24 protein-coding genes are annotated in these 20,327 nt (G+C 72.4%); 16 read left to right on the top strand and 8 right to left on the bottom strand.

Annotation, left to right across the window (positions count from 1 at the left end):
• The first annotated feature begins 7 nt into the window (after positions 1-7).
• From BLS70_RS05110 to BLS70_RS05090, 5 genes are all read left to right on the top strand, one after another.
• The gene (locus BLS70_RS05110) at positions 8-199 is read left to right on the top strand and encodes a hypothetical protein (RefSeq protein ID WP_091764557.1); all 192 of its coding nucleotides are present in this window, start codon (positions 8-10) and stop codon (positions 197-199) included.
• Positions 200-224: 25 nt separating this feature from the next.
• Positions 225-695: an SAM-dependent methyltransferase gene (locus BLS70_RS05105; protein ID WP_091764556.1), complete on the top strand. Its 471-nt coding sequence runs from the start codon at positions 225-227 to the stop codon at positions 693-695.
• 13 nt (positions 696-708) lie between these two features.
• The gene (locus BLS70_RS05100; protein WP_091764555.1) at positions 709-1,554 is read left to right on the top strand and encodes a HipA family kinase; all 846 of its coding nucleotides are present in this window, start codon (positions 709-711) and stop codon (positions 1,552-1,554) included.
• Positions 1,551-1,946, top strand: a complete 396-nt coding sequence (locus tag BLS70_RS05095) for a DUF3037 domain-containing protein (protein ID WP_091764554.1) — start codon at positions 1,551-1,553, stop codon at positions 1,944-1,946. Before BLS70_RS05100 ends, BLS70_RS05095 begins: the two co-directional genes overlap by 4 nt.
• Before the next feature lie 183 nt (positions 1,947-2,129).
• Positions 2,130-4,250, top strand: coding sequence for a PhoX family protein (locus BLS70_RS05090; protein WP_091764553.1), 2,121 nt, complete (start codon positions 2,130-2,132; stop codon positions 4,248-4,250).
• A gap of 49 nt (positions 4,251-4,299) precedes the next feature.
• On the opposite strand, the gene BLS70_RS05085 is transcribed toward BLS70_RS05090, so the two are convergent.
• The 5 genes from BLS70_RS05085 to BLS70_RS05065 all read right to left on the bottom strand — a co-directional run bounded on the left by BLS70_RS05085 (position 4,300) and on the right by BLS70_RS05065 (position 7,882).
• Entirely contained in the window at positions 4,300-4,590 is a 291-nt protein-coding gene (locus tag BLS70_RS05085) for a 4a-hydroxytetrahydrobiopterin dehydratase (RefSeq protein ID WP_091764552.1), read from the bottom strand.
• A gap of 11 nt (positions 4,591-4,601) precedes the next feature.
• On the bottom strand, positions 4,602-5,312 hold the full coding sequence (locus BLS70_RS05080) for a phosphoadenylyl-sulfate reductase (protein ID WP_091764551.1): 711 nt from the start codon (positions 5,310-5,312) through the stop codon (positions 4,602-4,604).
• A gap of 169 nt (positions 5,313-5,481) precedes the next feature.
• Complete coding sequence (locus BLS70_RS05070) at positions 5,482-7,155, bottom strand: nitrite/sulfite reductase (protein ID WP_091764550.1); 1,674 nt, start codon at positions 7,153-7,155, stop codon at positions 5,482-5,484.
• A 108-nt stretch (positions 7,156-7,263) separates the two neighbouring features.
• Positions 7,264-7,350 (bottom strand): putative leader peptide, encoded by an 87-nt coding sequence (locus BLS70_RS21595; RefSeq protein WP_369406215.1) that lies wholly within the window; start codon positions 7,348-7,350, stop codon positions 7,264-7,266.
• Positions 7,351-7,411: 61 nt separating this feature from the next.
• Positions 7,412-7,882, bottom strand: coding sequence for an RrF2 family transcriptional regulator (locus tag BLS70_RS05065; protein WP_439645380.1), 471 nt, complete (start codon positions 7,880-7,882; stop codon positions 7,412-7,414).
• Positions 7,883-7,909: 27 nt separating this feature from the next.
• Here BLS70_RS05065 and BLS70_RS05060 point away from each other — a divergent pair, with 27 nt between their 5' ends.
• Both BLS70_RS05060 and BLS70_RS05055 read left to right on the top strand, forming a co-directional pair.
• A complete protein-coding gene (locus BLS70_RS05060) occupies positions 7,910-8,668 on the top strand; it encodes a (deoxy)nucleoside triphosphate pyrophosphohydrolase (protein ID WP_091764855.1) in 759 nt (252 codons plus the stop codon).
• A gap of 98 nt (positions 8,669-8,766) precedes the next feature.
• Positions 8,767-9,651 carry an endonuclease domain-containing protein gene (locus tag BLS70_RS05055; RefSeq protein WP_091764548.1) on the top strand — a complete coding sequence of 295 codons (885 nt, stop codon included), beginning with the start codon at positions 8,767-8,769 and terminating at the stop codon, positions 9,649-9,651.
• A 116-nt stretch (positions 9,652-9,767) separates the two neighbouring features.
• On the opposite strand, the gene BLS70_RS05050 is transcribed toward BLS70_RS05055, so the two are convergent.
• Positions 9,768-9,938, bottom strand: coding sequence for a CsbD family protein (locus BLS70_RS05050; protein WP_091764547.1), 171 nt, complete (start codon positions 9,936-9,938; stop codon positions 9,768-9,770).
• A 373-nt stretch (positions 9,939-10,311) separates the two neighbouring features.
• Here BLS70_RS05050 and BLS70_RS05045 point away from each other — a divergent pair, with 373 nt between their 5' ends.
• The 7 genes from BLS70_RS05045 (at position 10,312) to BLS70_RS05015 (ending at position 17,422) form a co-directional block, all read left to right on the top strand.
• Complete coding sequence (locus BLS70_RS05045; protein WP_218122288.1) at positions 10,312-11,928, top strand: peptide ABC transporter substrate-binding protein; 1,617 nt, start codon at positions 10,312-10,314, stop codon at positions 11,926-11,928.
• A 142-nt stretch (positions 11,929-12,070) separates the two neighbouring features.
• Entirely contained in the window at positions 12,071-12,994 is a 924-nt protein-coding gene (locus BLS70_RS05040) for an ABC transporter permease (protein ID WP_091764546.1), read from the top strand.
• Positions 12,987-13,958, top strand: a complete 972-nt coding sequence (locus BLS70_RS05035) for an ABC transporter permease (protein ID WP_091764545.1) — start codon at positions 12,987-12,989, stop codon at positions 13,956-13,958. The genes BLS70_RS05040 and BLS70_RS05035 overlap by 8 nt, the downstream gene beginning before the upstream one ends.
• Complete coding sequence (locus BLS70_RS05030) at positions 13,955-15,010, top strand: ABC transporter ATP-binding protein (protein ID WP_091764544.1); 1,056 nt, start codon at positions 13,955-13,957, stop codon at positions 15,008-15,010. Before BLS70_RS05035 ends, BLS70_RS05030 begins: the two co-directional genes overlap by 4 nt.
• Positions 14,994-16,088 carry an ABC transporter ATP-binding protein gene (locus BLS70_RS05025; protein WP_255362246.1) on the top strand — a complete coding sequence of 365 codons (1,095 nt, stop codon included), beginning with the start codon at positions 14,994-14,996 and terminating at the stop codon, positions 16,086-16,088. The genes BLS70_RS05030 and BLS70_RS05025 overlap by 17 nt, the downstream gene beginning before the upstream one ends.
• A 27-nt stretch (positions 16,089-16,115) precedes the next feature.
• Positions 16,116-17,009: an N-acetyl-1-D-myo-inositol-2-amino-2-deoxy-alpha-D-glucopyranoside deacetylase gene (mshB, locus tag BLS70_RS05020; protein ID WP_091764852.1), complete on the top strand. Its 894-nt coding sequence runs from the start codon at positions 16,116-16,118 to the stop codon at positions 17,007-17,009.
• The gene (locus BLS70_RS05015) at positions 17,006-17,422 is read left to right on the top strand and encodes a hypothetical protein (protein ID WP_255362245.1); all 417 of its coding nucleotides are present in this window, start codon (positions 17,006-17,008) and stop codon (positions 17,420-17,422) included. The genes mshB and BLS70_RS05015 overlap by 4 nt, the downstream gene beginning before the upstream one ends.
• Here BLS70_RS05015 and BLS70_RS05010 read toward each other — a convergent pair.
• Positions 17,379-18,125, bottom strand: coding sequence for a GNAT family N-acetyltransferase (locus tag BLS70_RS05010; protein WP_091764543.1), 747 nt, complete (start codon positions 18,123-18,125; stop codon positions 17,379-17,381). The genes BLS70_RS05015 and BLS70_RS05010 overlap by 44 nt on opposite strands.
• Positions 18,126-18,289: 164 nt before the next feature.
• Between BLS70_RS05010 and fdxA the strand changes: the two genes are divergently transcribed.
• Positions 18,290-18,616, top strand: coding sequence for a ferredoxin (gene fdxA, locus BLS70_RS21015; protein WP_091764542.1), 327 nt, complete (start codon positions 18,290-18,292; stop codon positions 18,614-18,616).
• On the top strand, positions 18,613-19,731 hold the full coding sequence (gene dapC / locus BLS70_RS05000) for a succinyldiaminopimelate transaminase (RefSeq protein WP_218122307.1): 1,119 nt from the start codon (positions 18,613-18,615) through the stop codon (positions 19,729-19,731). Before fdxA ends, dapC begins: the two co-directional genes overlap by 4 nt.
• On the opposite strand, the gene BLS70_RS04995 is transcribed toward dapC, so the two are convergent.
• On the bottom strand, positions 19,728-20,243 hold the full coding sequence (locus tag BLS70_RS04995) for a GGDEF domain-containing protein (protein WP_091764540.1): 516 nt from the start codon (positions 20,241-20,243) through the stop codon (positions 19,728-19,730). The genes dapC and BLS70_RS04995 overlap by 4 nt on opposite strands.
• Positions 20,244-20,327: the final 84 nt, after the last annotated feature.

Below are 20,327 nucleotides of genomic sequence, written 5' to 3'. Positions count from 1 at the left end.
GGGCTGAGTGTTCCCCGACGCGGGGGGCAGGGGCGCCCGGGGGGCTGGTGGCGGCCGGGGCGGGGGCGCGGGCGCCGGGCGTGCGGCCCGACGGCTGCTGCAGGCCGACGACGTCGCCGCGGCCGTCCGCTGGATGGTCGCGACACCGCCGCACGTGTGCCCCGTGGAGATCGACCTGCAGCCGCAGCGCACCCCCTGAAGTCGGCGGCTGGCACGCTGCCCGCATGGAGATGACCCCGATCGGCTACGTCAACTCACCTCGCACCGAGCCGCTGGACGACGACTGGGACACGGTGACGGCGACCGTCACGCTCGACGCCGAGCGGTTCACCCCTGACGCGCTCGACGGGCTGGCCGACTTCTCGCACGTCGAGGTCGTCTACGTCTTCGACCGCGTCGAGCCGTCCACGGTCCAGACCCGCGCCCGGCACCCGCGCGGCAACGAGGACTGGCCGAAGGTCGGGATCTTCGCCCAGCGCGCGAAGGGCCGGCCCAACCGGATCGGGGTCAGCGTCTGCCGCCTGCTCGCGATGGACGGGCTCACCCTGACGGTGCACGCCCTGGACGCCATCGACGGCACACCGGTGCTCGACCTCAAGCCCTACATGACGGAGTTCGCACCACGGGGCGAGATCCGCCAGCCGGCCTGGTCGCACGAGCTGATGTCCGGCTACTGGCGGACGGCACCCCGGTAGGGTCGCCGGCACTGTGCTCGCCTCCGTCACCGCCACCCGCTACGTCACCCCACTCCGTGAGGGTGGCTCGCTGCCGGGGCTCATGGAGGCCGACGACCTGGGCACCTACGTGGTGAAGTGGCAGGCCGCCGGGCAGGGCGTGAACGTGCTGGTCGCCGAGGTCGTCTGCGGCGAGCTGGCCCGGGCGCTGGACCTGCCGGTGCCGACGCTGGTCACCGTCGACGTCGCCCCGGAGCTCGCGGTGGGGGAGCCGGACGTCGAGGTGCAGGAGCTGCTGCAGCGCTCCGCCGGCCTGAACCTGGGCCTGGACTACCTGCCCGGTGCGCTGGACTTCGAGGCCGGCGCCGACGGCGTGGACGGCGGGCTGGCCGGCCGCGTGCTGTGGTTCGACGCGCTCGTGGGCAACGTCGACCGCTCCTGGCGCAACCCGAACATGCTCTTCTGGCACGACCGGCTGCAGCTCATCGACCACGGCGCCGCGCTGACCTTCCACCACCACTGGCCTGGTGCCGCCGCCGCGGTGGCCCGGCCCTACGACGCGTCGGCGCACGCGCTGATCGAGTGCGCGCCGGACGTGCCCGCCGCCGACGCCGCGCTGGCGCCGAGGGTCACCCGCGAGTTGCTGGACGGGGTGCTCGGGTTGGTGCCGGACTCTTGGCTGCAGGGCGAGGCGCCCGCGGAGCTGCGTGTTCGCTACGTCGAGCAGCTCCTCGCCCGGCTTGCGGCGCGGGACTCCTGGCTGCCGGGGCTGGTCGCGGCCACCGAGGCCGGGGGAGCGGGCCGCCGCAGGGCGCCGCGGGGCGAGAACCGCCCGTCGTGGCTGGGTCCTCCGCCGCCGGACGGGATCACCCAGCGATGACGGGTCGGGACACCTTCGAATACGCCGTGCTGCGCGTCGTGCCGCGGGTCGAGCGGGGCGAGTTCCTCAACGCCGGCGTCCTCGTCTACTGCCGGCAGCGGGACTACCTCGGTGCCCGCGTGCACCTGGACCCCGAGCGGCTGCGCGCCCTGGACGCCACGGCCGACGCGGCGGCGATCGGCCGCGCGCTGCAGGCCGCGACCGACGTGTGCGCCGCGGACCCCGGGGCCGGGGCGGCCGGGCGGGAGGCGCTCGGGTCGCGGTTCCGCTGGCTGACCGCGCCGCGCAGCACCGTCATCCAGCCCGGACCGGTGCACACCGGTCTGACCGCCGACCCCGACGCCGAGGCCGACCGGCTCCTCCGCCTGCTGGTCCTGCCCGTCACCGCCTGACCCTGCTTTTCCGCGGAAAAGCAGACCGCTTCTCCGCGGAAAAGCGGACCGCTTCTCCGCGGAAAAGCGGACGGGGCGAGCCGTGTCCCTGCGCTCTCCCAGCGTTCACCCGGCGTCCATCCAGCCGCGTCCTGGACTTCCTAGCGTCCCTCGGGTCTCGCCCGTTCCGACCAGAGGGATCCGATGACCGACCTCCAGGAGCCGCGCCGTCGCGCGCTGCTGCCCTTCCTCGACCTCAAGCGGCACGGCAACCGCAGCCACGTGACGTGTTTCTACAAGTGCGGCAACGCCTGCGACTCCGCCATCCCGAACCAGAGCGACAACCCCACGTTCGCCGACGTCGTACAGACGGCCTTCAGCCGGCGCAACATGCTCAAGGCGGCCGGCGCCGGTGCGCTCATCGTGGCCGCCGGGCCTCTGGCCCCGGCCGCCGCGAACGAGCGCGGTCCGTCGGGCCGGCCCGGGGGGAGCACCCGGGGTGGGGCGCTGACGTTCCGGCCGGTCGAGCAGAACACGCTGGACGAGCTGGTCACCGCGCAGGGGTACCGCTACTCGGTGGTCATGCGGTGGGGCGACCCCGTCGTGGCCGGCGCGCCGGAGTTCGACATCGCCCGGCAGACCCCGGAGGCCCAGGCCAAGCAGTTCGGCTACAACTGCGACTACATCGGCCTGCTGCCGCTGGACGACAAGGACCGTGAGGCCCTGCTCGTCGTCAACCACGAGTACACCAACGAACAGCTGATGTTCTCCGGCGTCGCGACCGAGTCCTCGCCGACGACTCCGCAGCAGAAGCGGATCGCGATGATGGCCCACGGGATCTCCGTGGTGGAGGTCCGGCGGCACGGCAACACCGGCGAGTGGCGCCCCGTCCGCAACGGCCGCCGCAACCGCCGGATCACCGCGGACACCCCCATGGAGTTCACCGGCCCCGCGGCCGGCTCGGAGTACCTCAGGACCAAGGCCGACCCGCGCGGGCGCACCGTTCTCGGCACGCTCAACAACTGCGCCGGCGGTCAGACGCCGTGGGGGACCACGCTGCACGGCGAAGAGAACTTCAACCAGTACTTCGGCCCGGCGGCCGGTCCGGTGGCCGACCCCGAGCGGCGCCTCGCCCGGTACGGCATCTCCACCAGCGCGGCGGCCGGACGCCGGTGGCACGAGGTGGACCCGCGCTTCGACGTCGCCGCCGAGCCGAACGAGGTCAACCGCTTCGGCTGGGTCGTGGAGGTCGACCCCTACGACCCGACGTCGCGGCCGAAGAAGCGCACGGCCATGGGCCGGTTCAAGCACGAGGGCGCCGACGTGCGCATCGCCGAGGACGGGCGCGTCGTCGCCTACTCCGGTGACGACGAGCGCTTCGACTACATCTACAAGTTCGTCTCGAAGAAGAAGTTCCGGCGGGGACACGACCGGGCCTCCCGCGCGCACAACCTGACCCTGCTCGACGAGGGCGACCTCTACGTCGCGCAGTTCACCGGCGACTCGGCGGCCGAGATCGACGGCACAGGGACGCTGCCCTCGGACGGCGAGTTCGACGGCACCGGCCGGTGGATCCCGCTGGTGAAGAACGGCGCGTCGATGGTTCCGGGTCGGAAGGTCGACTGGGTGCTCACCTTCACCCGCCTGGCCGCCGACGAGCTGAGCGCACGCGGCCCCGAATGGGCGCCCACGAAGATGGACCGGCCGGAGGACATCCAGGTCAATCCGGTCAACGGGCGGGTGTACGCGGCGCTGACCAACAACACCAACCGAGGTGTCGGGACGAACCCCGCGGCGGACGAGGCCAACCCGCGCAGCAGGAACCGGCACGGGCACATCGTCGAGTGGAAGGAGACCGCAGGAGCCGCGGGCGAGCGGTTCTCCTGGCGGATCTTCCTGGTGGCCGGTGACCCGTCCGACCCGAGCACCTACTTCGCCGGCTTCGACAAGACCAAGGTCAGCGCGATCTCCTGCCCCGACAACGTCGAGTTCGACCCCGCCGGCAACCTGTGGATCTCGACCGACGGCAGCCCGAGCAACCTCCCCGGCAGCAACGACGGCCTCTACGCCGTCCCCACCGAGGGGCGCGAGCGCGGCCAGGTGAAGCGGTTCCTCACGGTGCCGTTCGGGGCCGAGTGCAGCGGTCCGCTGATCACCCGGGACGCGCGGTCGGTGTTCGTCGCGGTGCAGCACCCGGGGGAGACCGACGGCTCCACGGTCGACGCGCCGTCGAGCACGTGGCCGGACCGGCGCCGGGTCAATCCGTTCCCCCGGCCGAGCGTCGCCGTCGCCTACCGCCAGGACGGCGGCCGCGTCGGCAGCTGACGCCATGCACGCGAGCCCCGCACCGGACCGGTGTGGGGCTCGCGTCGCGTCAGGGGAGCAGTGCGTCGATGCGGCGCGCCAGCTCGAGATCCAACTCGCTCACGCCACCCTCGGAGTGGCTGACCAGCGACAGGTGCAGCGTCCGCCATCGCAGGTCGACGTCGGGGTGGTGGTCCATCGCCTCGGCGACGTCCGCGATGGCGACGATCGCGGCGACGGCGTCCCGGAAGCCGGGCAGCTCCACGGAGCGCCGCAGGCCGTCGGCATCCCCGGACCACAGCGGCAGCTCGGTGAGCGCGCGGGCGACGTCGTCGGGGGAGAGTCGCGGAGGACGCGGCACGGGGGCCTCGCTCAGGTGTGCAGGCCGCACTCCGTCTTGGTCGAGCCCGCCCAGCGTCCGGCGCGCGGGTCCTCGCCGGGTGCCACCGGCCGGGTGCAGGGCGAGCAGCCGATCGAGCCGTAGCCCAGCTCGAACAGCGGGTTCACCGGCACCTGGTGCTCGGCGATGTAGGCGTCGACGTCCGCCTGGGTCCAGGCGGCGATCGGGTTGACCTTCACCATGCCGCGCTTGGCGTCCCAGTCGACCAGCTTCGTGTCGGCGCGGGTCGCGGACTCGTCGCGGCGCACGCCCGAGCCCCAGGCGGAGTAGCCGGACAGCGTCTTGGCCAGCGGCTCCACCTTGCGCATCGAGCAGCACAGGTCGGGGTCGCGCTCGTAGAGCTTCGGCCCGAAGGAGAGCTCCTGCTCGGCCGGCGTCTGGGGCGCGGTGACGTTGACCAGGGTCACGGGGAGCACCCCGGTGATCCAGTCCCGCGTGCCGATCGTCTCGGCGAAGTGGAAGCCGGTGTCGAGGAAGATGACGTGCACGCCGGGGATCGCCCGGCTCGCCAGGTGGGCGAGCAGGCCGTCGGCCATGGACGAGGTGATCGCGAACTGGTCGCCGAAGGTCTCCCCGGCCCACTCCAGGGCGGCCAGCGCCTGCTCGACCGGGTCGGCGATGGCACCGAAACGGGCGTCGGCCTCGGCGGCCTGCTCCGGCGTCGCTGCGATGGCGGTCGTCATCAGTGCTGCACTCCCGTTGCGATCAGACGGACGGAGAACGCCCGGAGGCAGGCGCTGCAACGCCAGCCGTCGGCCGATTCACCCTCGTACGGGGTGAGGTCCTCGTCCCCGCAGTACGGGCAGTGGAACACCGGCAACTGCCGGGTCCTTCCCGCGCCCGCCTCCTCGCTCACAGGAGCCAGTCCTCCTCGGCGCGCGAGACGTAGTGGGCGAAGGACTCACCGGGCGTGCGGCGGTCCAGGAAACCGCGCAGCACCCGCTCGCAGTAGTCGGCCGTCTCGGCCTTGGTCACCTTGTGGCCGCGGAACTTGCGGCCGAAGGTGGCCTCCACGCCCAGATGGCCGCCCAGGTGCACCTGGAAGCCCTCGACCATCTCGCCGTTGTCGTCCTTGACCATCGAGCCCTTGAACCCGATGTCGGCGGTCTGGAAGCGGGCGCAGCTGTTCGGGCAGCCGTTGACGTTGATCCCGATCGGGACGTCGAAGTCCGGCAGCCGCTTCTCCAGCTCGGCGTAGAGGTCCTGCGCGTGCTGCTTGGTCTCGACGATCGCCAGCTTGCAGAACTCCAGGCCGGTGCAGGCCATCGTGCCGCGGCGGAAGGCGCTCGGGCGCACCTGCAGGTCGTGCTCGGCGAGCGCGGCGACCAGCGCCTCCACCTTCTCGTCCGGGACGTCGAGGATGACCAGCTTCTGCTGCGTCGTCGTCCGGATCCGGCCCTGCCCGTACTCGTCGGCCAGGTTCGCGATCGTGGTGAGCAGCGAGCCGGTGATCCGTCCGGTGCGCAGGGCGAAGCCGACGGCGTTGAGGCCGTCCTTCTGCCGGCTGACGCCGACGTGGTCACGCTGGTCGTGCTTGGCCGGCGCGGGGGCGGGGCCGTCCGGCAGGGCGGCGTGCAGGTACTCGTCCTGCAGGACCTGGCGGAACTTCTCGGGGCCCCAGTCGGCGATGAGGAACTTGATGCGGGCGCGGTTGCGCTGGCGGCGGTAGCCGTAGTCGCGGAAGACGCTGGTGCAGGCGGCCCAGACCTCGGTCACCTGGTCGGGACGGACGAAGACGCCGACACGCTGGGCGAACATCGGGTTGGTGGACAGCCCGCCGCCGACCCAGAGGTCGTAGCCGGCCTCGCCGGCCTCGTTCACGACCCCCACGAAGGAGACGTCGTCGATCTCGGGCTCGGTGCAGTGGTCCACGCACCCCGACATCGAGGTCTTCCACTTGCGCGGGAGGTTGCTGAACTCGGGGTTGCCGACGTACTTCGCCACGGTCTCGGCGATGACGTCGGTGGCGTCGAGGATCTCGTCCTCCAGGATCCCGGCCAGCGGGCAGCCGAGCATGACGCGCGGCACGTCGCCGCACGCCTCCATCGTGCTGAGGCCCACGGACTCGAGCCGCCGCCATATCTCGGGGACGTCCTCGATGCGGATCCAGTGGTACTGGACGTTCTGCCGGTCGGTGACGTCGGCGACGTCGCGGCCGAAGTCGGTGCTGATGCCGCCGATGACCCGCAGGGCGTCGCTGGTCAGCTGCCCGCCGTCGATGCGGGCCCGCATCATGAAGTACTTGTCCTCGAGCTCCTCGGGCTCCAGCACGGCGGTCTTGCCGCCGGGGATGCCCTGCGCCCGCTGGGTGTACAGCCCCATCCACCGCATGCGGCCGCGGAGGTCACCGGGGTCGATGCTGTCGAACCCGCTCTTCGAGTAGATGTCGATGATCCGCTGGCGTACCTCGAGGCCGTCGGAGTCCTTCTTCATCCGCTCGTTCGGGTTGAGCGGCTCCCGGTAGCCCAGAGCCCACTGGCCCTCGCCGCGCTTGGGGCGGTTGCTCGTGCGGGTGGGGGTCGTCACGTTCGGTACTTCTTCCTGCGCCTGGCCCCGGCACGGCGGCGGCCGCGATGGTTGGGGAGGGCGCTGCCGGTTCGGGTCGCAGTGGATGTCTGCGGGGAGGGACCTGGGTCAGCGCGAGGCGCGACAGGCGGCGCTGGAGACGCGCGCGAGATCGATGTGCAAGCGCGCCACGAGGAGTACGCCGCGGCCCGTCACACCGATGATGGTGCCACAGCTCACCGGGCCGGTGCCGTGGAGCGGCTCACACCTCGGCGCCTCAGCTGCCGAACGAGCGCCACGCCTCGTCCATCGCGACCAGCTCGGCGGCGTGCTCGGGGAGTCGTCCCTCGACGACGTCGGCGACGGTGACGCCCTCGAGCACCCGGCGGTAGGCCTCGCGCGCCGCGACCCACACCGGCGCGAGGGCGGCGGCCGCGCCCGGGTAGCTCACGTCCTCGGGCCGCTGGCCGTGCACCTCGGCGAGGAAGCCCTGCTCGATCCGCATGATGCGCGCGATGGAGATCTCCGAGGCCGGCAGCCCGAGGCGGTAGCCGCCGTCCCGGCCCCGCTGGCTGGTGACCACGCGGGCCCGCTGCAGGTCGGTGAGGATTGCCTGCAGGAACCTGCTGGGGATGCCCTGGGCGGTGGCGATGGCATCGGCCGTCATCGAGTCCGGTGCGACGGCGGCCAGTTCGACGACGGCTCGGATGGCGTAGTCGACCCGGGCGTTGATGCGCACGGGGGCCATCCTGCCGTGGTCTGGGAGAGTGGCCGCGTGTTCAGCCTGCGTTTCACCACCTTGGTGGAGGCGCCGCTGACCGTCGCGTTCGACGTCGCCCGCGCTCCGGGCCGCTCCTGGCCGACGCCGCTGCGGGAGGTGGAGTCGGACCGCCCGTACTCCGACGTCCACGTCACGGAATCCCCGACCGGGCGTGGTCGGGTGACCTCCGCGCGCCGGTTCACCGCGACCGCGGACGGCACGCTGGTCGACCAGCGGATCGACGGCGGGAGCGGGCTGCGGGGTCCGCTGGGCTGGGTGGCCGACCGGGTGCTGCGCCGCCGGCTGCAGCGGGCGGTGCGGGTGGACCTGGCCGGCTACGTCGCTGCCGCGGAGGCCCGGGCGCACGAGGTCGTGCAGGTGGTCGGGGCTGCGCTCGTCGATGCCGGCCGGGTGCTGGTGGCGCAGCGGTCGGGCGGGCCGTACGACGGCTGCTGGGAGTTCCCGGGCGGCAAGGTCGAGCCGGGCGAGTCGCAGCTGGCGGCGCTGGTGCGCGAGTGCGCCGAGGAGCTGGGCGCGACCGTCGAGCCGGGCGACTTCCTCGGCGAGGTTCCGCTCGACGGCGTCGTCGGCGGCGGACCGCGGGGGGCCTCGACCATGCGGGTGTGGGCGGCGCGGGTCGTGTCGGGGGAGCCGGTGGCCCACGAGCACGCCGCGCTGCGGTGGGTGACGGCCGACGAGCTGGACGACGTCGACTGGATCGCCGCCGACCGCCCTCTTCTCCCCGCCGTCCGCACCCTCCTCACCCGCTCCTGACCCCGCTTTACCGCGGAAAAGCGTCCCGCTTCTCCGCGGAAGAGCGGGGCTGTGGACGGCGGGAGCGCGGAAGGGGCCGGGACGGCGACCATGCCGGGATGTATCTCCGGTCCCTGGGACTGCACGGCGTGTTCATCGGGGCACACGCCGTCTCCGAAGGGGTGCTCACCCGGCACCAGCTGCAGAACGGCCCCTACCTCCGAGTGCTGCACGGCGTCTACGCCGATCCGTCGCTGGCCCGGGATCACGGACTGCGCTGCCGTGCAGCCGCGCTGTTGATGCCGGCATCAGCGGTGCTGGCTGGTCGGTCCGCCGCCACGCTGATGGGCGTCCCGGCGCCCGGTTACGGCGACCCGGTGACGGTCGTCGTCCCACCGGGGACGAAATGGAGAGGACCGGGCGGGGTGCGCGTCCACACCGCCGACGTCCCGACGTCCGACGTGCTGATCGACGAGGAGGGCATCCGCCACACCTGCCCCCGCAGGACGGCATGGGACGTCGCGGCGCTCGAGCCGATCGGCACGGCGGTCGGGGTGCTCGACGCGATGGTGCGGATGCGTCTGCTGGACGTCGGCACCCTGCAGCAGATGCAGGAGCGCCCGGTGGCGGCATGGCGGTCCAGACGAGCGCGGCGGGCGTTCGGCCTGGTCGACGGGCGGAGCGAGTCGCCGCCCGAGTCCTGGGTCCGGGTCGCGTGCGCTCTCGGCGGGCTGCCGGCTCCCGTCCTGCAGTACGAGGTGGTGGAGGACGGCGCGTGGCTGGCGCGCGTCGACCTGGCCTGGCCGGAGCAGCGGCTGATCGTCGAGTACGACGGCGAGCACCACTTCGAGGGGCTGCAGATCGTGAAGGACGACGCCCGCCTGGCCGCGCTGGTCGCCGCCGGCTGGCGCGTCATCCGGCTCTCGGCCGCCGACCTGCGTCACATGGACGACGTCGTCAGCCGGATAGCCACCGCGCTCCGGACGCGACCGGGCGCCGGCTGACGGTGCCTGATCTGCTTTTCCGCGGAAAAGCAGACCGCTTTACCGCGGAAAAGCAGGGAGACGCGGCGGAGGCCGCACCCCGGTGGGCTGCGGCCTCCGCCGTGCGTGGTGCGGGTCTACTTGAAGGCGTCCTTGACCTTCTCGCCGGCCTGCTTCAGGTTGCTCTTCGTCTGGTCCTTCTCGCCGGCCGCCTGGAGGTCCTTGTCGCCGGTCGCGTTGCCGAGGGCCTCCTTGGCCTTGCCGCCGAACTCCTCGACCTTGTTGTTGGCCTTGTCCTCGCCGCTCATGCGTCGTCCTCTCTCGTGGTCCAGCCCTCCACCTACCCCTGGCCGCCCTGGCCGACACGTCGGCGCGTCGTCGCCGCCGCGGGCCCACCGCAAGGTGTCCGGGAAGGAAGGCGTGAAGGCCTCGGTCCGTCCCGTCGCAGGGCAGGACCCCAGGAGCCCTTGCGGTGGCTGCTGTGACATCGTGGAGACAGGTCACAAATGGACAACGCTGGTGGCAACCCCTCCGGCGGATGCTTAGCGTTGCTCCCCGTGCACGTCGGGTTCCCGACCCGTACACGTGCGTGTCCGACACACGATCGCCAGGCCCACGCCCGTGCAGGTCCTGGCCGACCAGTCCGAGACTCCGCGCTCGCGGAACGAGAGAGGCCTCCACGTGAAGCTCAACAAGCGCCCTGGTGCGCTCGTCGCCACGGCCCTGGCCGGCGCGATGCTGCTGTCCGCCTGTGGCGGCGGCAGCGATGACAACGGATCCGGCTCCGGCGGCGACGGCGGCACCTTCACCGCCTACATCGGCGAGCCGAAGAGCCCGCTCATCCCCGGCAACACCACCGAGAGCGAGGGCGCCAAGGTCATCGCCGCCCTGTGGACCGGCCTCGTGGGCTACTCGGAGGAGGGCGAGGTCGAGTACACCGGCGTCGCCGAGTCCATCGAGTCCGAGGACAACCAGAACTGGACGATCACCCTCAAGGACGGGTGGACGTTCCACGACGGCTCCGAGGTCACCGCGCAGTCGTTCGTCGACGCCTGGAACTACACCGCCAACCCGGAGAACGCCCAGGACGGCGGCTCGTACCTGGCCCGCATCGCCGGGTTCCAGGAGCTGCAGGACGGTGCCGCCACCGAGCTCAGCGGCCTCGCGGTCGAGGACGACCTGACCTTCACCGTCGCGCTCGCCGCGCCGTTCTCGCTGTTCCCGGCGGTCGTCGGCTACGACGCCTTCAACCCGCTCCCCGAGGCCTTCTTCGAGGACCCGGAGGCCTTCGGGACCAACCCGATCGGCAACGGCCCGTTCCAGGCCGACAGCGAGTACGTGCCCGGCCAGGGCATCACCCTGACCCGGTACGAGGACTACGCCGGTGAGGACAAGGCCCAGGCCGAGGGCATGGAGTTCATCGTCTACGCCGACCAGGCCACCGCCTACACCGACGCCCAGGACGGCAACGTCGACATCGTCGACGTCATCCCGCCGGAGGTCATCAAGTCGGCCGAGAGCGAGTTCGGCGACAACTTCATCAACACCGAGGTCTCCCAGATCACCTACCTGGGCTTCCCGACCTACGACGCCCGCTTCAGCGACCCGCGGGTCCGCCAGGCCATCTCCATGGCGATCGACCGGGACGCCATCTCCGAGGCGATCTTCTCCGGCACCCGCACCGCGGCCGACTCGTTTATCGCGCCGGTCGTCGACGGCTACCGCGAGGGGTCCTGCGAGTTCTGCACCTTCGACGTCGACGCGGCCAACCAGCTGCTCGAGGAGGCCGGCTTCGACAAGAGCCAGCCGGTCAACCTGTGGTTCAACGCCGGTGGCGGCCACGACGCGTGGATGGAGGCCGTCGGCAACCAGCTGCGCACCAACCTGGGCATCGAGTTCAGCCTCCAGGGCAACCTCGACTTCGCCCAGTACCTGCCGCTGGGTGAGCAGAAGGGCTTCACCGGCCCCTTCCGCATGGGCTGGAGCTTCGACTACCCGGCCGCGGAGAGCTACCTGACCCCGCTGTTCAGCGAGTCGTCCCTGCCGCCGCTGGGCTCGAACTACTCGTTCTACGGCAACGCAGAGGCCGACGCCCTGATCGCCGAGGGTGACAAGGCCGGTAGCGAGGAAGAGGCCATCGGCTTCTACCAGCAGGCCGAGGACCTCATCGCCGAGGACATGCCGTACGCGCCGATGTTCTTCACCCAGATCCAGTCCGTCCACACCGACAACGTGGACAACGTCCGGATCGACCTGTTCCAGCGTCCCGTCTGGTCCGAGGTCACCGTCAACGGCTGACGGCCCTAGCGGCCCGCACGACCCGCCGGGGGCACCCGTCCGCTGAGGACGGGGCCCCCGGCGGCGCGAGTGCCGCCGGACCGGCACGATGGACACCGGCGCCCCTGCCTGACCAGGGGCGCAGACACCCCGGAGGGGGACCATGGGCCGCTACGTCGCGCGCCGACTCTTGCTCACCATCCCGGTCATGCTGGGCGCGTCCATCTTGATCTTCTCGGTGGTCTACGCACTTCCCGGCGACCCGATCCGCGCCCTCGCCGGCGACCGTCCGGTGTCCCCGGCCGTCGTCCAGGTGCTCACCGAGCGGTTCCACCTCGACGACCCGCTCTGGATGCAGTACTGGGAGTACCTCAAGGGGCTCTTCCAGGGCGACCTGGGCACCGACTTCCGCGGCCGCCCGGTCCTCGACACCATCGAGCGGACGCTCCCGGTGACGATCCGGCTGACCATCGTCGCGGTCATCTTCGAGATCGTCATCGGCCTGACCGCCGGTGTGCTCGCCGGCATCCGCCGCAACAGCTACTTCGACAACCTCGTCCTGGTGTCGACGACGGTCGTCGTCGCCATCCCGATCCTGGTGCTGGCCTTCCTGGCCCAGCTGCTGTTCGGCCTGAAGCTCGGCTGGTTCCCCATCGCGGGTACCCGGGAGGGCTGGTACGGCTACGTGCTGCCCGGCCTGGTCCTGGCCTCCGGCTCGCTGGCCTACGTGGCCCGGCTGACCCGGACGAGCATCGCCGAGAACCTGCGCGCCGACTACGTGCGGACGGCAAAGGCCAAGGGTCTGCCGCCGAGGCGGATCATCGTCCAGCACACGCTGCGCAACAGCCTGATCCCGGTCGTCACCTTCATCGGGGCCGACATCGGCGCCCTGCTCGGCGGCGCGATCGTCACCGAGACCGTCTTCAACCTGCCCGGTATCGGCCGGGAGGTCTTCGACGCCATCCGCGCCCAGGAGGGCGCCGTCGTCGTCGGCATCGTGACGCTGATGGTCTTCTTCTTCATCTTCTTCAACCTGGTGGTCGACGTGCTCTACGCCGTCCTGGACCCGAGGATCCGTTATGACTGACCAGCAGCAGGCCGACCTGCGCAAGGACGAGATCGAGGCGGGGACGACGACCGGCCTGGCCAGCCCCTCCGTCGATCCGACCAGCGACCGGCAGAACAGCCTCTGGTCCGACGCGTGGGCCGCGCTCAAGCGCAACCCGTTGTTCTGGATCGGCGCCGTCCTCACCGTGCTGTTCACCGTGATGGCGATCGTGCCGCAGGTCTTCGCCCGCGGGCAGGACCCGCGGGCCTGCGACCTGGCCAACTCCCGGGCGCTGCCGTCGGCCGACCACTGGTTCGGCTACGACGTGCAGGGCTGCGACTACCTGTCCAACGTCGTCTACGGGGCGCGCAACTCGTTGATCATCGGCGTCTTCGCCGTGGTGGTCATCCTGCTGTTGGGCGTCGCCGTGGGGGCCATCGCCGGCTACTTCGGGGGCGTCACCGATGGCATCCTGTCCCGGATCGCGGACATCTTCTACGCGCTGCCGCTCATCCTCGGCGCGCTGGTCCTGCTCCGCGTCGGTCCCGAGACGAGCATCCCGATCATCAACTCTCGGGGGCCGGGTGCGGTCGCCCTCGCGCTGGCGCTGTTCGGCTGGATGACCGCGATGCGGCTGGTCCGCTCGCAGGTGATCGCGGTCAAGAGCTCGGACTACGTCGCCGCCGCGCGGGCCATGGGGGCGGGCAACACCCGGATCCTGGTGCGGCACATCCTCCCGAACGCCGTCGCGCCGGTGCTGGTCTACACGACGATCACCATCGGCGTGATCATCGCGGCCGAGGCGACGCTCACCTACCTGGGCGTGGGCCTGCAGCGCCCGGCGTTCTCCTGGGGCCTGCAGATCGAGGCCGGCCAGAGCGACGTGCGCGATGCCCCGCACCTGGTGCTCTTCCCCAGCATCGTCCTGACCCTGACGGTGATGGCCTTCATCCTGATGGGCGACGCACTGCGCGACGCCCTCGACCCGAGGCAGCGCGCATGACCCAGTTCCAGACCGACCCCGCGCCGTCCCGCGCGACCACCGGTGCCACCCTGCTCGAGGTCGAGGACCTGCACGTCGAGTTCCGGCAGCGGTCCGGCGTCGTCAGCGCCGTCAACGGCATCAGCTACTCGCTGGCGGAGGGGGAGACGCTGGCGATCCTCGGCGAGTCCGGCTCGGGCAAGTCCGTCTCCGCCCAGGCGATCATGGGCATCCTCGACGTCCCGCCGGCGGTGGTCAGCGGCGCCATCCGGTTCGAGGGCCGCGACATGCTCGCCATGTCCGCGGAGGACCAGCGCCAGGTCCGCGGCCCGGGCATCTCGATGATCTTCCAGGACGCGCTGTCGTCCCTGAACCCGGTCTACAGCGTCGGGTGGCAGATCGGGGAGATGTTCCGGGTGCACCAGGGGGCCTCCCGCAAGGAGGCCAAGCGCAAGGCCGTCGAGCTGATGGACCGCGTGCGCATCCCGGCCGCGGCCAAGCGGGTCGACGACTACCCGCACCAGTTCTCCGGCGGCATGCGCCAGCGCGTCATGATCGCCATGGCGATCGCGCTGGACCCGCGCATCCTCATCGCCGACGAGCCCACCACCGCCCTCGACGTCACGGTGCAGGCGCAGGTCATGGACCTGCTCAAGGACCTGCAGCGGGAGACGGGCATGGGTCTGATCCTCATCACCCACGACCTCGGCGTGGTGAACGAGGTCGCCGACAACGTCGCGGTCATGTACGCCGGCCGGATCGTGGAGCGGGGCACCGTCGACGACGTCTTCACCGACGCCGGCCACCCCTACACCGAGGGGCTGATGAACTCGGTGCCGCAGGTCGAGGCCAAGGGCGGCCGGCTGCAGCCGATCGTCGGCCAGCCGCCGAACCTGGCCGCCATCCCGAGCGGCTGCCCCTTCCACCCGCGGTGCGCCCGCCGTCGCCTCGGCGCCGAGGCGGCGCCCGGCCGCGAGTGCTCGATCGACGTCCCGCCGCTGCGCCTGGTCGCCTCCGGCCGCGAGGCAGCGTGCCACTACAGCGAGGAGGTCCTCGGTGTCCGAGCCGTCTGAGTCCACCGGCGCGACCGCCGCGTCCGCCGTGTCCACCGCTCCGGCGAGCGCGTCCGCGCGAGGCCCGCTCGGTGAGACGTTGCTGGAGATGCGCGACCTGCAGAAGCACTTCCCGTTGACGCAGGGCGTCCTGTTCAAGCGCACGATCGGCCACGTCCGCGCGGTCGACGGCGTCAACATGACCCTGCGCCGCGGCGAGACCGTCGGCCTGGTCGGCGAGTCCGGCTGCGGGAAGTCGACCGTGTCGAAGCTGCTGGTCGCGCTGGAGAAGCCGACGGGTGGGTCGATCCTCTACAAGGGCAAGGACCTGGCGGGCATGTCCGGCCGCGCCCTCAAGGAGTACCGGCGCGAGGTCCAGATCATCTTCCAGGACCCGTACTCCTCGCTGAACCCGCGGATGACCGTCGGCGACATCGTCGCCGAGGGCTGGTCGGTGCACGCCGACATCGCGCCCCGCAAGAACCGCCTCGAGCGCACGCAGGAGCTGCTGGACCGGGTCGGCCTGAACCCCGACTACGTCAACCGCTACCCGCACCAGTTCTCCGGCGGTCAGCGGCAGCGCATCGGCATCGCCCGCGCGCTGGCCCTGCGGCCCGAGGTCATCGTCTGCGACGAGCCGGTCTCGGCCCTCGACGTCTCGGTGCAGGCCCAGGTGGTCAACCTGCTCGAGGACCTGCAGGACGAGTTCGGGCTGTCCTACCTGTTCATCGCCCACGACCTGTCGGTGGTCCGGCACATCTCCGACCGGGTGTCGGTGATGTACCTCGGCTCGATCGTCGAGGAGGGCACCGACGAGCAGGTCTACACGACGCCGTCGCACCCATACACCCAGGCGCTGCTGTCCTCGGTGCCGCTGCACGAGCCGCACCTGCGCGGCCAGAAGGACCGCATCCTGCTGCAGGGCGACGTGCCCAGCCCCGCCGACCCGCCGTCGGGCTGCCGGTTCCGGACCCGCTGCTGGAAGGCGCAGGACATCTGCGCCACCGAGGCGCCGGCGCTGGTCGACCGCGGCCAGGGTCACCCGGCGGCCTGCCACTTCGCCGAGGCCCGGACGGTCGTACCGGTCGACGTCGACTGAGCGGTGATCCGGCAGGATCACGGTGTGATGGCTCCCGACCGGCGCGTCCTCCTCGTGCACGCCCACCCCGACGACGAGACGATCAACAACGGCGCCACCATGGCGCGGTACGTCGCAGAGGGGGCCGGGGTCACCCTGCTCACCTGCACCCTGGGTGAGGAGGGCGAGATCCTCGTCCCCGAGCTCGCGCAGCTGGCGGCCGACCAGGCCGACCAGCTCGGCGGCTACCGCATCGGCGAACTCCGGGGGGCCATGGCGGCGCTCGGCGTCACCGACTTCCGCTTCCTCGGCGGTGCGGGCCGCTACCGGGACTCCGGGATGATGGGGACGCCGGCCAACGAGCACCCCCGCGCGTTCTGGAACGCCGACCTCGACGAGGCGGCGTCGCACGCGGTCGCGGTGATCCGCGAGGTCCGCCCCCAGGTGCTGGTCACCTACGACGACTTCGGGGGCTACGGCCACCCCGACCACATCCAGGCGCACCGGGTGGCGATGCGCGCCGCCGACCTGGCCGCGGACCCCGGCTTCCGGCCCGACCTGGGCCTGGCGTGGACGATCGCGAAGGTCTACTGGAACGCCATGCCCCGCACGCTCCTGCAGCAGGGCATCGACGCCATGGCCGCCGCCGGTGACACGACGTTCTTCGACGGGGTCACGAGCGCCGACGACCTGCCGTTCGCCGTGCCGGACGACGTCGTGACGACGGAGGTGGACGGCGGCGCGTTCGCCCAGCACAAGGACGCCGCCATGCGCGCGCACCCCACGCAGATCCTGGTGGACGGGCCTTTCTTCGCCCTCTCCAACAACCTGGGGCTGGAGCTGGCCGCCGTCGAGCACTACCGCCTGGTGCGCGGGGAGCGCGGCCCGGGCGGCGGTCCGCACGGCTGGGAGGACGACCTGTTCGCCGGCCTGGACAGGTGATAGTCCGGATCGCCGCGCGCATCGGGTGGGCGCTGCTCGCCGTCGTCGCCGCTGCCTGGCTGGCGCTGGTCGAGGCGTTCTGGCTGCCGCTGCGGGCCGGCGCGGTGCCGATCCCCCTGTCGGTGCTGGCGGCCGTGGCGGGCAACCTGCTGCTCGTGCCGCTGGCGCACCGGCTGTCGGGCTCGCGCGCGGTCGGCGTCCTGCCGGGGGTGGTGTGGCTGGTCGTGGCCCTGGGTGCGACCGTGCGCCGTCCGGAGGGCGACCTGGTGCTGGTCGGCTCCGGGGTGACCGGTGGGGTCGGGCTGGCCTTCCTGGTGCTCGGCGTCGTGGCGGCGGCGTTCGCCGTCGGCCGGATCCTGGCCGCGCCGGTCAGACCGGCGCCGACCGGTAGTGGTAGCGGTGGTGCTCGGTGAAGCCCAGCCGCGCGTAGAGCGCCAGCGCCGGCTCGTTGTCCTCGCTCACCTGCAGCAGGCAGGAGTGCGCGCCGCGCTCGCGCCCCGCGGTGGCGAGCGCCGCCATGACCGCGCGGGCCAGCCCCCGGCGGCGGAACTCCCCGTCGACGGTGACCGCGGTGATGACCAGCCAGCCGTCCTCCACCGCTCCGCGGGCGACGGCGGCGGCGAGGGCGGGCGACGATGCGGGGCGCACCGAGGCGAACAGCGGGTCGTCCGCCCGGGTGAGCACGGCGCGGGCCGCCGGTGGCAGGGCCGCGCCGCGGTAGCGGTACCCGGCCAGCCAGGCGGCGTCCGGTGCGGGGGAGAGCTCCACCGGGACGTCGGGCGCCGGCCAGTCCGTCAGCGGCGCGGTGAGCACCAGGACGTCCTCGGCGCGCGTCCAGCCCGCGGCGGCGAACGCCGTGTCTGCCTCGCCCGGCGGGCCGGGCAGCTGGGCCCTGGGCGGCAGACCCCGATCGGCGTACCAGCGGGCGACCGCGGGAACGGCGTCGGCGAGCGGCTCGGGGGCGTCGCCGACGACGAGCGCGGAGTTGGCCCGCCCGCTGAATCCGCCACCGGCGCGGAGCAGCCAGTCGCCGTAGCGCTCCTCCTCCACGCCGCGCCAGGTGCGGGCGGCGAGCTCCTCCAGGCCGCGCACGTCGAGGGGGTACGCGCCGGGCATGCCTACCTCTGGTCTCGAGCGGGTACGCGCGGTCTCCCTCCACCGGGTGAGCGCGCGGGGAAGGGCACCCTTCCCGGCCGTCCGGCCGCGGGAGGGTGATACTAATTCAGCCGATCGACCGTCCCCGCGGTCGCCGCCCGCACCGTCCCTCGGGAGGAACCACCGTGACCTACGTCATCACACAGGCCTGCGTCGACGTCCTCGACAAGGCGTGCATCGACGAGTGCCCGGTGGACTGCATCTACGAGGGCGACCGGATGCTCTACATCCACCCCGACGAGTGCGTCGACTGCGGTGCGTGCGAGCCGGTCTGCCCGGTCGAGGCCATCTACTACGAGGACGACGTCCCGGACAAGTGGAAGGACTTCTACAACGCCAACGTGGAGTTCTTCTCCGACCTGGGCAGCCCCGGGGGCGCCGCCAAGACCGGGAAGATCAACAAGGACCACCCGCTGGTCGCGGCTCTCCCGCCCCAGGGCGAAGGGCACTGACCGCCCAGGTCCCCGGCCCGGGGCGCGTCCTGCCGGACTTCCCGTGGGACTCGCTGGAGCCGGCCCGGCTGCGGGCCGCGCAGCACCCTGACGGGGTCGTCGATCTCTCGATCGGCACCCCGGTCGACGACACCCCGGCGCTGCTCGGCGAGGCGCTGGCCGCGGCAGGCAACGCGCCGGGCTACCCGACCGCGTTGGGCACCGCAGTGCTGCGCACGGCGGCCGCCGGCTGGCTGCAGCGGCGGCTGGGCGTCACGCTCGCCGACCCGCTCGCGGCCGTCCCCTCGGTGATCCCCACGGTCGGCTCCAAGGAGCTGGTCGCGCTGCTGCCGACGCTGCTGGGGCTGCCCGCCGGAGGCACGGTCCTGATCCCCTCGGTCGCCTACCCCACGTACGAGGTGGGCGCGGTGGTCGCCGGGCTGACCGTCCTGCGTACCGACGTCCCCCCGGAGGACGCCGACGGCGTCGTCCTGGTCTGGCTGAACTCCCCGGGCAACCCGCACGGCCGGGTCCTGGGCGACGACGAGCTGCGCGCGTGGGTCGAGTGGGGCCGGGCGCACGGCGTGCCCGTCGCGGCCGACGAGTGCTACGTGACGCTGGGCTGGGAGGTCGAGCCGCGGTCGATCCTGCACCCCGCGGTCGCCGGGGACGACCACACCGGGCTGCTCGCGGTCCACTCGCTCTCCAAGCAGTCCAGTGCCGCGGGGTACCGCGGCGGCCTGCTGTCCGGTGACCCGGCGCTGGTGCGCCGCGTGTGGGAGGTCCGCCGGCACCTCGGGCTGCTCGTGCCCACGCCTGTGCAGGCCGCGATCACCGCGGCCCTGGGCGACGACGCGCACGTCGACGCGCAGCGCGAGCGCTACCGCGCCCGCCGTGACCGGCTGGCCGCGGCGGTGCGCGCCGCGGGGCTGCGGATCGACCACTCCGAGGCCGGCCTGTACCTCTGGGTCACCCGCGACGAGGACTGCTGGGCGACGATCGACTGGCTGGCGGGGCTCGGGGTCGTCGCCGCCCCTGGCAGCTTCTACGGGCCCGCCGGGGCGCGGCACGTCCGCATGGCGCTCACCGCGACCGACGAGCGCATCGACGCCGCCGTGGAGCGCCTGGCCGGCTAGACCGGCTCGCGGTAGCGGATCACCGTCGTCGGCCCGGTCCGCCGGGCGGCGGTGAGGCTGAGCGTGGCGCGCCGGAAGACCTCGTGCGGCGTCAGACCGGTACGCAGCGAGGCGATGCCCGCGGCCGCGGACAGGCCGGGGATGCCGAGCGCGGCGACGGCGGTCGTCAGCCGCCGGGCAGCGACCTCGGCGGCGCTCTCGTCACCGGCGAGCACGATGGCGAACTCGGCTGCGCCCGCGGACCCGAGCCAGTCGTCACCGCGCAGCGAGCGGGCGAGCAGCATCGTGGTCGAGGCCAGCGTCGTGGCGGGGGTCGGCCAGCCGTCGTCGCGGCGCAGCAGACCCACGATCAGCAGGGTGCTCGGCCAGCGGCGGGCGGTGGGCAGCGTCTCGTCGAGCCGGGCGAGGAGGTCCTCGCGGGTCGGCAGCAGGACGGTCACGTCGGAGACCGCGGCGTCGTCGGGACCCGGGGTGACCGCCGGACCGGGAGGGGTGGAGGGCGCGATCGTCATGCCACGGTGTCGGCTCGCCCGCACGCCGGATTGAGCGCTCCTCCCTCGGTCGGGGGAGCGGGGCGGTTCACCACGTTTGCCCGC

This window comes from Blastococcus aurantiacus, assembly GCF_900102425.1.
Lineage (GTDB): Bacteria > Actinomycetota > Actinomycetes > Mycobacteriales > Geodermatophilaceae > Blastococcus > Blastococcus aurantiacus.
Note: the sequence above shows the minus strand (reverse complement) of the source record. Positions and strands in the feature narration are given on the sequence as shown.

Coding starts and splice junctions, on each gene's coding strand:
- BLS70_RS05065 (WP_439645380.1), bottom strand. CDS start 7,882: ATGGCCCCCGTGCGCATCAACGCCCGGGTCGACTACGCCATCCGAGCC.
- BLS70_RS05105 (WP_091764556.1), top strand. CDS start 225: ATGGAGATGACCCCGATCGGCTACGTCAACTCACCTCGCACCGAGCCG.
- BLS70_RS05095 (WP_091764554.1), top strand. CDS start 1,551: ATGACGGGTCGGGACACCTTCGAATACGCCGTGCTGCGCGTCGTGCCG.
- BLS70_RS05010 (WP_091764543.1), bottom strand. CDS start 18,125: ATGCCCGGCGCGTACCCCCTCGACGTGCGCGGCCTGGAGGAGCTCGCC.
- BLS70_RS05055 (WP_091764548.1), top strand. CDS start 8,767: ATGTATCTCCGGTCCCTGGGACTGCACGGCGTGTTCATCGGGGCACAC.
- mshB (WP_091764852.1), top strand. CDS start 16,116: ATGGCTCCCGACCGGCGCGTCCTCCTCGTGCACGCCCACCCCGACGAC.
- BLS70_RS05035 (WP_091764545.1), top strand. CDS start 12,987: ATGACTGACCAGCAGCAGGCCGACCTGCGCAAGGACGAGATCGAGGCG.
- BLS70_RS05030 (WP_091764544.1), top strand. CDS start 13,955: ATGACCCAGTTCCAGACCGACCCCGCGCCGTCCCGCGCGACCACCGGT.
- BLS70_RS05050 (WP_091764547.1), bottom strand. CDS start 9,938: ATGAGCGGCGAGGACAAGGCCAACAACAAGGTCGAGGAGTTCGGCGGC.
- BLS70_RS05090 (WP_091764553.1), top strand. CDS start 2,130: ATGACCGACCTCCAGGAGCCGCGCCGTCGCGCGCTGCTGCCCTTCCTC.
- BLS70_RS05080 (WP_091764551.1), bottom strand. CDS start 5,312: ATGACGACCGCCATCGCAGCGACGCCGGAGCAGGCCGCCGAGGCCGAC.
- BLS70_RS04995 (WP_091764540.1), bottom strand. CDS start 20,243: ATGACGATCGCGCCCTCCACCCCTCCCGGTCCGGCGGTCACCCCGGGT.
- BLS70_RS05040 (WP_091764546.1), top strand. CDS start 12,071: ATGGGCCGCTACGTCGCGCGCCGACTCTTGCTCACCATCCCGGTCATG.